We start from the raw sequence: 16,309 nt of genomic DNA on the forward strand, positions 1-16,309 counted from the left end.
TTTCGAGTTGACTGCCTTTTATCGTCTCAATCTGCATATTTCACTGAAAATCCCTCAAAATATGCACACCTGCAAAGATAAACGTGCATATTTTAAGGGATTTTACTAAATTTATGCATACACAGTAGCAAATCGATCTTGCAAGCGCAGCGCTCCCTGCATCACTTAGAACAAAGAGTTATAGAAATCACTGCCTGCACCGAAAACAATCTGGCGCAATGCCATCAGTTCATCCATGTTTTCTGCGCTGATTCCCACTGTCATAGAATCAATTCTCTTAGTGCCAGGTACGCGCATTGCCCCATCAGCCAAATTCACCTGCTGAAAGGTCACTTCCATTTCCGGCTTTTCAGGTACAGCAACCGGCTTTCTGCTCTTAGCAGCTCTGACAGCTTTTTCCGCAGTGTCTCTCAGCATTTTCTGAGTCTGGGTTCTCGGCAGACATCTTGCACAAAATCTGCCCTCTGCATATTTTACGACTACAGTCTCCACTTCAGGGTCAAAAGTCTTCGCCTCTGCTTCCAGTGCCTGATCACCTGTCACCATGAGAAGGGGCACACCCTTTTCTGCTGCAAAGTAAGAATTCATGCCAAGCTCGCCTACACTCATGCCGGAGACCTTTAAATCTCTGATAGTTGCCGGATTAAAGGTATGATCCAAAATTGCATTCTGTGTGCCGAATTTAGCATGATAACCTACCAAAATCAATCCGTCAAATGACTCATCAAGGCCGTGAACCATAGAATTTCTGCGGGTGTCCCCTCTGGTAATCTGCGCCCTTTCATCCAGCATTTCCACTTTGATATTCTGAGAAATATTATGAGAATCGCAGACTACCACTTCTGTAGCACCCCCTGCGAAAGCACCGTCTACAACTGCGTTTACTTCCTCCGTCATAAAAATTCTTGCCTGCTGATAACCTGCCCCCACCTCTTCAACATCTTCCGGTGCAACGATTCCGTTAATGCCTTCCAAATCCGCTGAAATAAAAATCCTCATACTTAATTCCTCCGTTAATATTTTATGTTATACTTTTTTAGCTTGTCATAGAAAACCGTTCTGGACATATCAAGTTCCTCCATCGCCGCCTGTTTATCCCCATTGTATTTAATCAAAGCCATTTCTAAAATGCGGGCTTCTTCCTTTGCCAGCATCTCCTTCATAGTCACAGGAATATTTCCCTTTCCGATTTGCAGATGCTCCGAATAGATAATGTTGGACTCACACAGGGTAATCGCACGCTCAATTGCGTTTTCCAGTTCACGCACGTTACCTGGCCAGTTGTAGGAAATCAACTTCTGTAAAGCTTCACCAGAAAACTGTTTTTGTTCCAGTCCATAAGTATCGCAGACCTTCTCCAGAATCTGATTAATCAAAAGATAAAGGTCCGCTTTCCTTTCCCTAAGAGACGGGATTTCGATAGGAAATACGTTGATACGATAGAACAAATCCTGACGGAATCTGCCCAGCGAAACTTCTTCTTCCAAATTTCTATTAGTCGCTGCAATCACACGCACATCCACTTTAATCGGCTTGGAAGAGCCGACTCTGTAAATGGTTTTGTTCTGCAGTACATGAAGCAGTTTCACTTGAATATCCAGCGGAATTTCACCTATTTCGTCTAGAAAAATCGTGCCGCCGTTGGCTGCCTCAAAGAATCCTGTCTTTCCTTCATTTTTTGCACCAGTAAAAGCACCCCCCACATATCCGAACAGTTCACTTTCAAATAAAGTCGGTGCAATAGCATTACAGTTTACTTCCACAAAAGGTGCGCCGGGCATGCCGATAGAATGAATTTCCCTCGCCAATTTGGATTTACCGGTCCCACTTTCTCCGGTAATAATCACATTAAATCTGCTTTTAGCCGCTTTCCACGCCATATATTTGACTTCCCGCGCCTTGTTGCTCTTGCCTGCAAAGCCAGAAAAAGCGTCTTCTGGATAGTCAAGGTTTTGTATCCCCCCTATCGTATTTTGTTCTTCAATTCGCTGAATAATCTGATTACGTTCGCTCAAAAGTCTCTCCAGATGTGAAGCATCCGATAGCAGCAAAAAGGCTCCATCAGCGCCAGCCTCATCTTCATCGGTCCACTTTACAATGCTGCAGTTAAAAGGTCTTTTATTGATTTCATAAAGCTGATTATAAACCTTTTCCTCCGTACCCTCCAGTACAAGCTGCAGTTTCTCTGTCAAAGGTGACTGCTGAAACAAATCCCAAAATCGCTGACCTGTCACATCCACATCCGTGTCCTCTACGCTCTTTGCCTGATAGGTTGCACCGCGTAGCAAATAGCCTAAATCTTCCTGTCTGACACTATACCCTTTTGCCTGAAAAAATTTAATATTACCGGTAATCCCGTCAATAATTACAACGTTTCCAACGGAATTAGAATATCTCAGTCTGTGAACCATGTCATTGACAGAAATCAGCGTTTCTTTTTTTCCTGTGTCAATAATGGCCTGAATATGAAATCCCCAATAATTCACGTCCAGTTTCATAGGGACATTCAGGGAGTGTTCTCTGATATATTTGTACTGCGGTTCAATCTTCTTATTTTTGTAAACACCGACCGCTACCAGCATGTCTCCTCTATGGATACCGGCATCATTGATATTGAGAAGCGTCAATTCTTCTCTGCCCATCAGACCATCGTCATCACCCAGCTTGTTGTCCGCAATAACGACAATATCACCTTCACAAATCTGCCCCGCATCATGTCCTGTCTTTGCATTAATGATAATCCCCGTTGTCTCTTTGGCCTTGCGATTGCAAAGCTGTATTTTTCCTTCGCTGTCAACAAAAATAATGCCCTGATTCATACTGTTCATCAGAAGCTCGATAGCCTCTTTCACATTACTTCTGTGCATGTTTTTTCCCTTCCTTCTTTAATCCCCGCTCTATTCTTATGCAAGAATCAAGCCAAAACTGTCTTACCAAAAAACAGGGTAGCCGATAACGTATTCTATCGACACCCTGTCAGATTGTTACATATTGTCAGCTGCTTCTTTTATTTTAATAATGGCGTCCTCTACAAGCTCTCCGACCGGCAGCATACTTACGCCTGCCACCAGATTATCACACCTGTTCATCGGAACCAGCACCTTAGCTGCATGACTTTGCCCTACGGCAACTGCCATATCAGGTGTCACTTCTCCAAGAAGCGAATCTGCAATGACAATACCGATAGGTCCAGCAATAATATCCGCCCGCTGACTTGCTACTATGACCGGGTTTTCTCCTGTTGCAGCCTCATCAGCCCCAGCCTTTAGCATAGTAGCCGTCGCAACAGCGTTGGTTCCCACCGCCATAATCTCCGCCCGTGAAAACTCTCTTCTGATTCCTTCTACAAGCAGCTTTCCCAATCTGCCGCCTTGTCCGTCTATTACTAGAAAACGCATGGTTCCTCCCTCAATGCCTTTTATCAGTACTATTCTACCACATCTTGGAGGAAAAGCAACGATATACGTTTATAATATTTTTTATCTTTTATAGGGCTACAATCCTATCGCTGATATGTTCCACCATAGGAAGATCGTGGGCGATAATCAGCATCGTCAGATTTCGCTTTTCGCACAACTCTTTGAGCAGATGAATAATCTGTGCCTGCAGAGAAACGTCAAGAGAGGTAATAGGTTCGTCTGCGATGAGAAAATCCGGATCTGTAATCAGTGCCCTTGCGATAGCCGCACGCTGCCTCTGTCCACCGGAAACATGGTAGGGATGCCTTTCTGCAAGTTCCGGAGAAAGTCCAACCAGTTCCATCATCTCCTTTACCTGCTCTTTCACTTCCGCCCTGCCCAGCGCTTTCCCTTCCTTTTTTCTGCTGGAAATCTGCAGCGGCTCTGCAATAATCTGAAAAAGACTCATACGCGGATTAAAAGCCGACGCACTATCTTGAAAAATCATTTGTTTTTTACAATCCGGCGCAAAAGTAATCGTACCGGCTGACGGCTTTTGAATCCCCGCAAGACATCTTGCAAGAGTCGATTTTCCGCAGCCGGAAGGTCCTACAATGCCGACGATTTCCCCTTTTTCAATGGTAAGAGAAAAATCTTCAAAGACCTTGTGTACACGTTTTTTTCCAAGGGAAAAATATTGAGAAAGTCCGCAAATTTTCACTAGCGGCTCTGAATCCACCGCCGCAAAAGACGCTTCTTCTCTAACTCTTCCATGAAAGTGACTGCCGCTCTTTCCATACTGCGCATAGTGCAGAAGCTGCTTCGTATACCCATGCTGCGGATTTTCAAAAATCGCCCCAGTCTTAGAGTTCTCCACAATGACACCGTCCTTCATGACGATAATTCGATCCGCCATCTCCTTTGCCAGTCCCAAATCATGGGTCACAAAAAGTATGCTGCAGCCTGCCTCACTGCTAACTTCTCGCAGCAGCTTGATGATCTGCCCCTGGGTATCTATATCCAGCGCCGTCGTCGGCTCATCACAGATGAGCAGCTTCGGATTACAAGCAAGGGCAATGGCAATAGCAACTCGCTGACGCATCCCGCCGGAAAAATGATGGGGATACTGATGAAAACGCACTTCTGCATCCTCAATTCCCACCCGCCTCAGCAGGGAAATCGCCCTCGCCTTCGCTTCGCTTTTGCTGATTTTCTCATGACGTAAAATCGGCTCCATAATCTGACTGCCCACGGAAAACACCGGATCCAGAGAAGACATAGGATCTTGAAAGACCATAGCGGCGCTGCGGCCGCGCACATCTGTCAATTCTGCTTCGGTCATATGCGTCACATCTCGCCCGCAAAGATAAATATGTCCGCTGTCCACTTCTGCATGACGGCTATGCAGCATCATAACTGCACGACAGGTTGCCGTTTTGCCGCAGCCCGACTCACCAACCAGAGCCACCTTTTCTCCGGGAAAAATTTCAAAATCAATCCCCTTTACCGCCTCCACTTTCCCGCCTGCACCGTGAAAGGACAATTTGAAGTTCTCTATTTTTAAAATACTGTCCATAGTTTTACTGAATTTCCCACTCTGCTATATTCCAGAACACACCTACGCCGTGATGACCCAGCACTGTATTTTCTGTGATTCCCTTTACATTCTCACGTACTGCATAGGAGGCATCCACGTAAGCGATGAAGCTGTACGGCATAGCCTTTGTCAGTTCCTCCTGAAATTCCATATAAAGCTCTTTTCTTGCGCTGTCATCTTCTGTATGTCTTGCTTTTTCAAGAATCCTGTCAACTGCCGTATTTCCATAAGCGGTGTAATTATCGCCAGCACCGGTAGAGAAGATTTTATAGGTGTGGTCATCCGGATCAAAAGGACTTCCCCAGCCGATGATACAGCAGTCCTGATTTGCCCAGTCTAAAGAAGCTTTCGCCTCAGCTGTTGCATTAATTCCGATTGACCGAAGCTGTGCTGCACACATTTTCGCCATATCAACTCGCACTGAATCATCCGCCATGGCTGAAATGACAAATCCCAGTTCTTCTCCATCTTTCTCATAATAGCCGCTTTCTCCTTTTGTCCAGCCGGCTTCTTGTAAAAGCGTTTCTGCTTTCTTTGGATTATAGTCGAAACGCTCCATCTCTTCATTATTGTAAGCGCCCTTTTGCAGCGGTGAATAAGCCGCTTCCCCCTCGCCAAGAAGAACACTCTTAACAATCGCGTCTCTGTCGATGGCATAACTGAGAATGCCGGCAAGTTCCGGATTTTCCGAAAATACAGGCTTAGCAAAATTATATGCAATGGCTCTGTAGTCTGCGGTTTTCATCTGATATATCCGATATCCGCTCTCCTTTGCTACACTGGCAGAAGTCTTCGCCGTAATCATTGCCATATCGATTTCTCCAGAGCGAAGCTGCATAGCTCTTGCGTCAATCTCTGGAACAATTTTGAAAATCACCCGTTCAATTTTTGGTGTTCCACCGTAATACTGGTCAAACCGCTCCATGGTAATGGACTGCCCTTGATCCCAAGAAACCAGTTTATAAGGACCTGCGCCGACCGGATTCTGATTGAAACTGTCAGTTGCCGGATCCCTCTCTTCCAAAAGGTGCTTCGGCAGAATGCCGATAGTCATGTAATCAGGAAATGCCACATTGATCTGCTTCAGTTTTATTTCCACGGTCAGATCATCAGGACAGTTTATCTCCTGAATATCTGTATAATTGGAAATAATTTCCGACTGATTATTCTCATCCAGAATCAGATCTAGTGTAAATTTTACATCAGCAGAAGTCAGCGGCTGTCCATCGTGAAAGGTCAGACCTTCTCGAAGTTGAAACGTATAGGTAAGAGTTTTCTCATCAAACTCCCACGTCTTTGCCAGCCCAGGCACTACATTATTCTCCGCATCATGCGCAGTTAACCCAGCAAACAGCAGCAGGTTGATCTCGCCATGCTCATAAAGTGCCGGATTGATGGCTGTATAATCCTGACTACCATATACCAGCGTGTTTTCACCAGCCGCCATTGCAGACGCGGTGCTGCCATTTTCACTGCTATCTCCGCAGCCTGCCAGCGCCACTCCCACTATAATTACCAATATCATACATAATATCGTTGTCAATATTTTTCTTTTCATCTTCATTTTCCTCTTCTATAAGTTACTGTGAAGTTTGTTGTTTTGTTTTCTCACTGATTCTCCAATCGCAGTTACACAAACTAGCGTCACAATGAGCACCGTGCCAGGCAGAAGCACCATCCACCAGTTCCCGGAAAGCATCGCCTCCTGCGACATGGACAAAAGACTTCCCCATGACACCATGGTAAGCGGCAGCCCCAGTCCCAGAAAGCTCAATGTGGACTCTGTAATCATCGCCTGCCCGATATTGGTCACTACCATGAACATGATGGAAGAAATAAAATTAGGTAAAAAATGTCTCCATAAAATATACCAGAATCCACCCTCCATGGTTTTGACCGCCAGCACATAATCACTTCCCCGGATTTGTCTGACCTCGCTGCGAACTACCTTTGCGATTTGCATCCAGCCGGTCAGTCCGATGATAACAGCCAGGGAAAGCACTGTGGTTTTTCCCCAAAGAGCCTGCAGAAAAAGAATCAGTAAAATCTGCGGCAGACTCATGATAAGTTCTGAAAACCGCATGAGCAAATCACTAATCCATTCACCTGCCAGCCCGCTAACTGTCCCGTAAACCACCGCAATAGCTGTGGAAATCAACCCACTGATCAGTCCGATTAGGAGAGAAGCTCGTCCTCCGTATAAAATCAGAGTCAGTAAGTCTCTACCCATGGGGTCTGTTCCAAAGGGATGGGCTATACACGGCGCTACGCTTGCGGCACTGCTGTCCATCATTTCAGGGGAATAAGGCGATAGCACGCCTGCCAACCCGCAGCAGATAATAATCCCAAGAAGCGTGCAGAAAGCTGCCTTTGGCAGTTTTTTCATAAGACTCATGCCCTCACCTCCCGAAATGTTTTCTCGTACTCCATGCGCGGATCAAGCCATTCGCTCAGAATTTGCGCCAGTATATTAAATACGACCACGATAGCGCCAGTCAGAAGTGTCAGCGCCATCAGCATATTATAATCCTGATACATAGCAGCTTCAAAACCGAGCATGCCAAGCCCCGGATATCCGAAAATCATTTCTACCACATAAGTGCCCCCAAGAATATGAGGCAGGGAAATCGCCATGATGACAAACATAGATGGCATAATATTGCGTAAGCAATGTTTTCTCATAATAGTCTTTGCGTCAATGCCTTCGGCTTTGCAAAGGAGCACGTAGTCCTTGCGGGTTTCCGCGAGCAGCTTGTTTCTCACCATATAGGCATAATACCACAGATGTTCTAAAACCATAACTGTCACCGGCAGAATCAGATGTAAAAAGCGATCTGTCAAATTTTCTCTGTTTCCAAGGGAGTAAGCGCCTCCTGCTGGCAGAATTTTCAAGGTTACCGCAAAGAGCAGAATCAATACCAGCGCCAGAAAAAAGGACGGTACATTGGCTGAAATGACACCAATTTTGCAGATGAGCCGGTCGGAAAGACTTCCCTCTCTGCGTGCGCAGAACATGCCCAATAAGATTGCAAATCCAAAGGTTAGCCCGTAAGACACGCCGCCAAGAATCAGGGTGTTTGTCCACACATTTCCAATCACTGCCTGCACAGGCTGTTTGTACTTATAAGAAAGCCCTAGATTACCATCCAGAAAATTTTCAGCCCACCGCAAATACTGAGTCAGCATGGAATCATTGAGTCCCAGACGCTCTCTGGCAGCTTCCTGCTGCATGGTGCTCATACGCTCTATCCCGTCGCCGTAGTAGGCTTTAAGCGGATCACCTGGACAAAGACGAGCAATCACAAAGATCGCCACAGATAGAAGCACTAATATGATAAAAAGCTGCATTAATTTTTTACATATTTTTCTCATTAGATTTTCTCTTTGATATCCCTGATAGAAAGACCCTGCGCTTCCGCTATTTCCGCTACCTGTGCGAACTCCGGCTTTTCTCTGGTAACTCCATAGCCGCTGCAAACCTTCACATCAACTTTGCCCCAAGGCGTCTGTCTTGTCTCTACTCTTCGCTTGAGAGTAAAGCGCTCCAGCCCATATGCGCGCACCCCGATGGTGGTAGTGTGTTTTAAAATCAGCTCTGCAAACTTTTCTTTTTCTTCCGGTCTACACATGCAGACCAGTTTTACCGCCGGACGGGACTTTTTCATGATAATCTGCTCAAAATACACATCTAATGCGCCCTCTTTTAAGAGGGTTTCCATAGCAAAGCTCAGTTCTTCCCCTGTCATATCATCAAGGTTTGCTGCAAGCTCTACTACTTCATTGGCTGCAGCTTCCGCAATACCATCATCTCCCAAAAGCACTCTGACGCAGTTTGGTCTTTGCTCAAAGTCTTTTGTGCCCATACCATAGCCTATTTTTTCTACGGTCATGGCAGGCATAGTTTCAAAAGATGTTCCAAAATATTTCAAAAGAGCTGCGCCTGTCGGCGTGCACAGTTCCCCTTTGATTTCTCCGCCGTAAATCGGAAGTCCCTCAAGAAGCAGCGCTGTTGCAGGCGCTGGTACAGGCAGTATGCCATGGGCGCATTTTACGCTGCCGGATCCGACATGAATCGGCGATACCACAATGCGCTGTACTCCGATTTTTTCCATGAGCAGACAGTTTCCAACTACATCTGCTACTGCGTCCAGCGTTCCCACCTCGTGGAAATGAATTTCCTCCATGGTCTTTCCATGCACCTTCGATTCGGCACTTGCAATCAGTTTATAGACCGCTTTTGCATCAGTCTTTACTTTTTCAGCAACCTCCATAGCCTCTATCAGTTTGTAAATCTCCGCAATCCCGCTGTGATGATGGTGGTGTTCAGCGTGAACATGTTCATGATCGTGATGTCCATGGTGGCAAACACCTTCCTCTATACCGTCAACAGTAACTCGTATATGACTTCCCGTCACACCACACTTTTCGGACGGCTCCAAGGCAACTGTCACCTTCTCCGGCAGAAGGCTGTTCAGTTGCTTTAAAACTTGCTCTTTATCTTCTATCAATTCCAAAAGCGCCGCCATCAGCATATCCCCTGCAGCGCCCATATTACACTCTATATACAAAGTCTTCATTTATTTTCCACTCTCCATATTATTGATCAAATTTGCCTGATATCCAGCGCCAAAGCCATTGTCGATATTGACAACACTGACTCCGCTGGCGCAGGAGTTCAGCATGGACAAAAGTGCTGTCACACCGCCAAGGGCTGTGCCATAACCTACGCTGGTAGGTACCGCAATCACCGGACAGTCTGCAAGACCTCCGATGACAGAAGCAAGGGCTCCTTCCATCCCTGCAATAGCGATAATCACCCTGGCGCCCATAATTTTTTCTACATGGGCGAGAAGACGGTGAATACCCGCAACCCCTACATCGTAAAGCCGCTCTACACGATTACCCATGATTTCGGCAGTCAGCGCAGCTTCCTCTGCAACTGGAATATCGCTAGTGCCCCCTGTGGCAACCAGAATATAGCCTTCGTGCTTTGGCGCAATTTTTTGACCGACAAGTCCAACTCTTGCTTCCGCAAAATACGTAAAAGGAATATCCCTTTGAAAATATTCTGCAGCTTCTTGACTCATACGCGTAATGAGGATAGTCTTCTGCCCGCTGTTCCAAAGACTATGAGCGATTTTATCAATCTGCTCAGGACTTTTTCCCGCCCCATAAATAATCTCCGATGCACCCTGGCGGATCCCTCTGTGATGATCCAGCGATGCGATATCAATTTCCTCAAAAGGCGCCATTTTCAGTCCTAACAAAGCTTGTTCTACATCTATCTGTCCTGCAGCTACTTTCTGCAGCAGCTGCCTTACTTCGTGCTGTTCCATAGTTATTCCTTTCTGTTTTCCTTTATCGTGGCTGCATATCCAGCAGTATTATATTGAAATATGGTTTTAACGCTTCGGTTACGGACTCCCTCACAGCTACAAATTGATCCATTTGTGCATCTGGCAGTTGTACTCTGGCGCTGTCATGGAACATTCGGATCCGAAAATCAGAAAATCCCAGTTTCATCAGTGCAGCCTCTGCGCCTTCTATCCGGCACAGCTTTTCTTCGGTGATCTTTTCGCCTGTAGGCACTCTCGTCGCAAGGCAGGCATAAGATGGCTTATCCCAGGTAAAAAGCCCAGCCGCTTTCGAGCGATCTCTAACCTCTTTTTTTGTCATTCCGCAAAGCCGCAGCGGTGACAGAACTTTCATTTCGGAAAGCGCCCGCATGCCCGGTCTGTCCCCGGCATCATCAGAAGCATTAGTGCCGTCAATGATAACATCGTATCCGTCTGCTTTTGCCGCCTCAAGCAGCCTATCGAAAATGTGCTTTTTACAGTAATAACATCTGTTTTCCGGATTTGCTGCAACGGTTTCGTCCTCCAGAATATCGCACTCCAAAATGCGCAGCTTTGCAGAAAGCTCTGCAGCCAACCTCTTTGCATCCGAAAGCTCAAACTGCGGCTGAAATTGACTCTTTGCAAAATAGGCAGTCACATCCGCTTCCCATCTTTGCGCCGCATAAAGTAAATACGCAGAATCCACTCCGCCTGAAAAAGCCAAAGCTACCTTTCGATTTTCTTTAAAAAACTCTTCTAAATTTCTATATTCCATGTTCATCCTCTCTCGACAAAACAAAAACGCCACGAACAAAGCTGGGTTTCTGCGAAACCCTATCTGCCTTCGTGGCGCAATCTTTCTAATATGTAATTTATGATGCAATGTTTATCAGAACTTTTCAAAGTCTGCACGCAATTTCTTCATGAAATCTAATATATTTATTGTACCCCAGCCCGGCTCAAAAATCAAGTTTTTTTGAGCCGGAACCTGTTATCCCTAAGCTTTAAAATAGCCCTTTGATATGATACACCGAAAAAAATGTATTTGATTTCATGGATTTTATAATTAGTTTTGATAATTTAATTTTCCCCAACACCGAAATCGAATAAGGACACATTCTTCCCTGGCGACTATTCTATTATAGAAAAAACAGATTCGTTTATTGTTGTTTTTTACAGCATTTGAGATGTAAAATTCGTCTAAGATATATATAATTAATCATCAGAATCATTACCCCAATCAAATTTACAAACAAATGATACTCCCTATAGATAGTGCAGTTATATCTACTTTCATTTGTTTGCTGCGGCTGCTGAAACTATATAATAGATACTCCATTTCCATAGTAAAATCAATAAAAAAAGAAGTTATCAACATTCCATTTGAATGTCTAAACGCCACCATAAATGACAATAGTCCCAAGAGAAAAATTGGCATTAGAAAAATCTTCTTAAAGTATACAGGCTTACATAATAGTAGGTAGGACCCCACAATTGCAGCATCTAGCCCACACCATGCAATGTGTATAAAACTAGCCGTTCCTTCAACTGTAATATCTTGGAGCAAAGCGTTTATCTCCCAAGCAAAATTTATAAATATTGCGATTGGCGGTATATTCGTATTCCGATTTTTTACGTTATATACAATTATTAGTATATATGTAACACTCCAAAACAGACCTTGCAAAACGTCAAAATTCTGCATAAATGTCTTCCTTTCTCACTATAATGCGCAAAAAGACAACCTATAAAGGTCGTCTTTTTGCATATAAACTCTACATCAATTAAATCCTTCTCCAGGCTTTTGTTGACCAAGGGGTGTAAATCTTCTGATCTCCAACCACTTTATAGCCCCTTACCTTGTAGTAGTAAGTTCTGCCTTTCTTCAGTTCCTTGTTATTGATATAGTTTTTCTTTGTTGTTGTCTTGAAATATGGAGTCTTTCCAAATCCAGAGTATCTCTTGGTGGATTTATATACTTCATATCCGTCCAAACCAATGTCCTCGATGTTCTTTGGAACAGTCCACGTCACCTTAATTGCCTTCTTTCCGTTCAGCTTCGTCAGCTTGGAAGTCAGCTTAATCTTTGCTCCCTGCACTGCTGTGATTACTTCTTCGTCAGGAAGAGGTCCCAGCGGTGTATCCGGATCTTCGATTTCTGTCGGTGGCTGCGGCTCTACCGGTGTTGTCGGTTCCGTAGGACCCGGATTTGGGTCTACTGGAGGATTTACTGGACCAACTGGTATTGACGGTTCAGCAGCGCCGCAATCCCTGCATATTCCATTTTCATAAATGTGCTTACCTGTCGCCAGCACAACCTCGGACTCAATCAAAACTTTATCACACACACTGCACTTACTCCCAGCTGTCTTTCCATCCTTTACACAAGTTGCAGCTGTTTCTTCTATATCAACCGGTGTATGCGCTTCAGTTTTCGGAACTATCTTCTGCGCTTTTAATACAAGACCGCAAACCTCACAGTGACTGCCTTCAGTTAATCCAGTTGCAGCACAGGTTGCTTCCACAGCTTCATCAGCTACTGCCTTATGTCCCAGCTTTTCAATTACTACGCCGTTCATTTCTTTGTAGTCTTCATCAAAATTCATATGACAAGCGCTGCAAGTGTAGTGTGCAAGAATTCCATCTTCTTCACAGGTTGCCGCTTTACCCTCTATTAGTTTACCGTAATCATGACCTTTCGCATCAAGTATCATCTTGAAAACAAAGTCCTGACCATCTGCTGTGTACCGATAAACCGCTTCACCCGCCTCAGTACAGCTTGGTTCATCAACCTTCACCACATATGCCTCACTGCCGAGAACCGGTAATGTCTTGGTTTCTTCATTTCCACACGCACCACGTGCACATACTCTAGTTAAGACGCCTGCCGCCTCCTCTGTCGGATTAACAGTTACTTTCCACGCACCATAGTTATGACCCAATGCTGTAATAGTTACATCCTGCACTTCATTACCATCTTCATCGAAATTCCCATCGCAGCGCTGGCAATGTAAATGTGCAATAATGCCGTCTTTCTCACAGGTCGCTGCTTTTTCCTCTACAAAACGCTTACTGTGACCAAGCGCCTCAAGGCTTATATCTACCATAACTGATTCATCATTTTTCAGTGTATATCTATCCAGCCCTGTATCAGTACAATTCGGTTCTGTCACACGCACACACGTATAATCGTCTTCACTTAACATCGGAAGAATCTCTTCCTCATAAATATCCTCACATCCGATACATCTTCTGGACATATGTCCCGGTGCCAACTGGGTCGGTTTAGTATCAATCTCCCATTCGCTATAGATGTGTCCGGCTGCGTTAAGCTCTACCTCAAAGGAAAATGCCTCTTCGGTTTCCGTTTTATAAATGTAGATTGCGATTCCTCCCTCTGTACAGGTCGGCGCAGGATTCATCGCCACATCATATTCCTGGCTGTCTTCTGATAAAACCGGAAGTGTTACACTTTCTGTTTCTTCGCATATGCTGCAAGTTCTTTCCAGCGTACCTTCTGTCATTTCAGTTGGCGCTGCAGTGCACTCCCATTTTCCGTACTTATGACCGGAAGTAATCGTATACTTATATGCTACAACCGGACCAATCTGTTTACCGTCTTTATATGCAGCAGCTTTGATGGTGTATTCTACATCCTTGTCGCTATCACATTTTAGTGCGATCGGATTCTCATAAAGAGAACTGTCCGCAGTTGGGCTACTTCCGTCCGTTGTATAACGAATTTCTGCTCCTGCTACACCCTCTATCCTGAGATCTACAGACTTATCACCCTCAAAGATTCCTTCCTTCTCGTAATCTTTGGCATCTACACTGGCAATCGGACTGCCTGCAGACCATTTACCCTTATTATAAGTATAGATGTATCCGGCTTTTCCTTCTGTGATTTCTGTAAATGTTTCGTCAGCATTGCATAACTGCGCCGGCGTAATTGCTATCTCATGGAAAGTCGCATCTGTATTGCTCTGTGTTATCTCATGTAACTTTCTGCTTCCGTCTACAGCATTTGATAATACAAACTGACCGGTTCCCTTGCTGCTGATAATATTGCCGCCGCCAGCTGTCGTATAAACGCCTCCATTTGCAGTCATTGTGCCGTTAATATCAATCTTTGCGTCTTTTAAATCATTTGCAGTACGGGTATATCTTTGCTGCTGATTTGCCACATACGCCGCAGCATAGAAATCCCGATTGCCAGTAATATAGCCTTTTCCTATCCATTCCTCTCTATCGTATACAAACAGATCTGCTCCTTCAGTTACTTCTAATTCACTGCCTTCTTCAATCGTTATTTCAGCACCCGGAAGCAAAGACATATCTTCGTTCACATGCATTGTTCCCTTCCGCATAATGATGGAAATATTTCCATTAATCGGAAGAACATAATCAGATGAATGCACGGTCTGCGAAATAATAGACAACTTTACATTGAGAGAAATTTCATTTACATTCAATCCGCCATTAACATCCAGATAAAGTCTATCGTTTGTTTTATCATATCTCTTTATCAGATAGCTGTTCTCATCTGTCAGCATATAAAGTCCGCCGTCACCGATAAAAGAAATCTCTGCGCTTGTATTAGTTTTGGCCGCATAAATACTCGTGTAGCCTTTTAATTGCGCACCTTTATAAAGTTTGAGCGGCGCTTCAATGTTCTGTATATAATATTGGGAGAACGGAAATACCTTTTCGCTTGCTTTGTTCAATTGAGATGTACAGCTTCCGCCTCTCCAGTCTCTAATCTGGAAGTACTCATAAACCTGTGCGCCCGGATTTGCCTGTACAAGTCCGTCTCCGGTGATATATCCATAAGCATAGAGTGATGCACCGGACTGTAGATCTATTCTTCCACTATCTGAAAGTTCTATATGGCTGTATGCACCTACGACAGCCCCAACATTCGGCTGCTGCGAAGAATGGGCCGCGCTGACACTGATTGCACCGCCGCTGGCTACAGTTAGTGTTCCATTTATAGTCAATTTCCGATACTCTTTTCTCGTACCAGTTGTCGCAATTCCTGGTTTCGTTGTATAGCAGGTGTTTGCATCATCAAAAGGAATCAATAAAGTTACGCCGCTTGGAATCGTATAATCCCCTTCCATCACGCCGTTTCTCAATAGCGTGATGACCTTCGAGTCACTGCTTTCTGCTTCACTAATTGCTTCATCCCAGCTAAAATAAACCTTTGAGCCTACTCCAAGCATCGGATCGGATGCTTTGCTGAATTTTGCAGAAATTGTTCCATCCTTAGTTGGGAAAAGGAATAGCTTACATCCGTTGATAAAAGTTTATCATCCAGATACCAGCCCATAAACTCGTATTCCGTTTCACCTTCTCCGGTCTCCAGCAGATATCCTTCCGCCCCTGCCTTTGTGAATGTTTGGGTTTCGCTGATGGACTCGCCGTCTACGGTGTAACTGCCGTGTTCGGCCTCTGCAAAAGTTATGCTGGGATTCTCATTTTTCCCAAGCTGTATATCACTTATATCAACAGATGTCGTCTTCTCATCTTCTGCTGAGGTAATTACGATATTCACAGATGCGCCTGGCGCTAATTCAGTTTCAAAATCCCCGTTAAATAAACTCGTGTATGTCTCTTCGCCTATCTGCACGGAGCCTCCATTTGGGGTGGCTTTAAAACCGAAATACAAAGTCTCTGTTTTATCGCTGGCATTTTTAATTACAAGTGTTGCCGTTGATGACTTTGCACTGCTGCAGCCACCTCCCGCAGTTCCCGTTACGGATCCTGTAATTCCAGTGCCATCTTTTACTTCCCATGTGCCGCTTCCTTTTTCGCTCAAGCTGATATTCTGGTCGCTCAGTGTACCGGATATGCCTGCAAAAGCAGCATTTGGAACCAAAATCATTGCAAGCAGGCTAAACAACAGGATTGCAATAAATAGTTCCATGGATACACGCTTCAATACACGTTTCAGCATTTCAAAACTCCTTTTACTAATT

13 protein-coding genes are annotated in these 16,309 nt (G+C 44.7%); all 13 read right to left on the minus strand.

The annotated features are described in order from the left end of the window. Positions 1 to 165 precede the first annotated feature (165 nt). Positions 166 to 999: a M55 family metallopeptidase gene (locus NFR88_RS01070; protein WP_251612788.1), complete on the minus strand. Its 834-nt coding sequence runs from the start codon at positions 997 to 999 to the stop codon at positions 166 to 168. 14 nt (positions 1,000 to 1,013) lie between these two features. Beyond that, the gene (locus NFR88_RS01075) at positions 1,014 to 2,867 is read right to left on the minus strand and encodes a sigma 54-interacting transcriptional regulator (protein ID WP_251612791.1); all 1,854 of its coding nucleotides are present in this window, start codon (positions 2,865 to 2,867) and stop codon (positions 1,014 to 1,016) included. Between the two features lie 117 nt (positions 2,868 to 2,984). After that, complete coding sequence (locus NFR88_RS01080) at positions 2,985 to 3,398, minus strand: DUF3842 family protein (RefSeq protein WP_160201550.1); 414 nt, start codon at positions 3,396 to 3,398, stop codon at positions 2,985 to 2,987. 88 nt (positions 3,399 to 3,486) lie between these two features. Then, positions 3,487 to 4,974, minus strand: a complete 1,488-nt coding sequence (locus tag NFR88_RS01085; protein ID WP_251612794.1) for an ATP-binding cassette domain-containing protein — start codon at positions 4,972 to 4,974, stop codon at positions 3,487 to 3,489. Between the two features lie 4 nt (positions 4,975 to 4,978). After that, the gene (locus tag NFR88_RS01090; RefSeq protein WP_306770904.1) at positions 4,979 to 6,553 is read right to left on the minus strand and encodes an ABC transporter substrate-binding protein; all 1,575 of its coding nucleotides are present in this window, start codon (positions 6,551 to 6,553) and stop codon (positions 4,979 to 4,981) included. 15 nt (positions 6,554 to 6,568) lie between these two features. After that, positions 6,569 to 7,390 carry an ABC transporter permease gene (locus NFR88_RS01095; protein WP_160200627.1) on the minus strand — a complete coding sequence of 274 codons (822 nt, stop codon included), beginning with the start codon at positions 7,388 to 7,390 and terminating at the stop codon, positions 6,569 to 6,571. Then, positions 7,387 to 8,367: an ABC transporter permease gene (locus NFR88_RS01100; RefSeq protein ID WP_161909225.1), complete on the minus strand. Its 981-nt coding sequence runs from the start codon at positions 8,365 to 8,367 to the stop codon at positions 7,387 to 7,389. Before NFR88_RS01100 ends, NFR88_RS01095 begins: the two co-directional genes overlap by 4 nt. Then, entirely contained in the window at positions 8,367 to 9,572 is a 1,206-nt protein-coding gene (gene larC, locus NFR88_RS01105; RefSeq protein WP_251612796.1) for a nickel pincer cofactor biosynthesis protein LarC, read from the minus strand. Before larC ends, NFR88_RS01100 begins: the two co-directional genes overlap by 1 nt. Next, positions 9,573 to 10,331: a nickel pincer cofactor biosynthesis protein LarB gene (gene larB, locus NFR88_RS01110; RefSeq protein ID WP_160200630.1), complete on the minus strand. Its 759-nt coding sequence runs from the start codon at positions 10,329 to 10,331 to the stop codon at positions 9,573 to 9,575. A 22-nt stretch (positions 10,332 to 10,353) separates the two neighbouring features. Beyond that, positions 10,354 to 11,106, minus strand: a complete 753-nt coding sequence (gene larE, locus NFR88_RS01115; RefSeq protein ID WP_251612798.1) for an ATP-dependent sacrificial sulfur transferase LarE — start codon at positions 11,104 to 11,106, stop codon at positions 10,354 to 10,356. Between the two features lie 471 nt (positions 11,107 to 11,577). Then, positions 11,578 to 12,036, minus strand: coding sequence for a hypothetical protein (locus tag NFR88_RS01120; RefSeq protein ID WP_160200632.1), 459 nt, complete (start codon positions 12,034 to 12,036; stop codon positions 11,578 to 11,580). 79 nt (positions 12,037 to 12,115) lie between these two features. Next, positions 12,116 to 15,553 (minus strand): FN3 associated domain-containing protein, encoded by a 3,438-nt coding sequence (locus NFR88_RS01125; protein ID WP_251612801.1) that lies wholly within the window; start codon positions 15,551 to 15,553, stop codon positions 12,116 to 12,118. Further along, positions 15,541 to 16,287 (minus strand): hypothetical protein, encoded by a 747-nt coding sequence (locus tag NFR88_RS01130; protein ID WP_251612805.1) that lies wholly within the window; start codon positions 16,285 to 16,287, stop codon positions 15,541 to 15,543. Before NFR88_RS01130 ends, NFR88_RS01125 begins: the two co-directional genes overlap by 13 nt. Positions 16,288 to 16,309 lie beyond the last annotated feature (22 nt).

The sequence above is a fragment of the Senimuribacter intestinalis genome (assembly GCF_943192965.1).
GTDB lineage: Bacteria > Bacillota > Clostridia > Peptostreptococcales > Anaerovoracaceae > Senimuribacter > Senimuribacter intestinalis.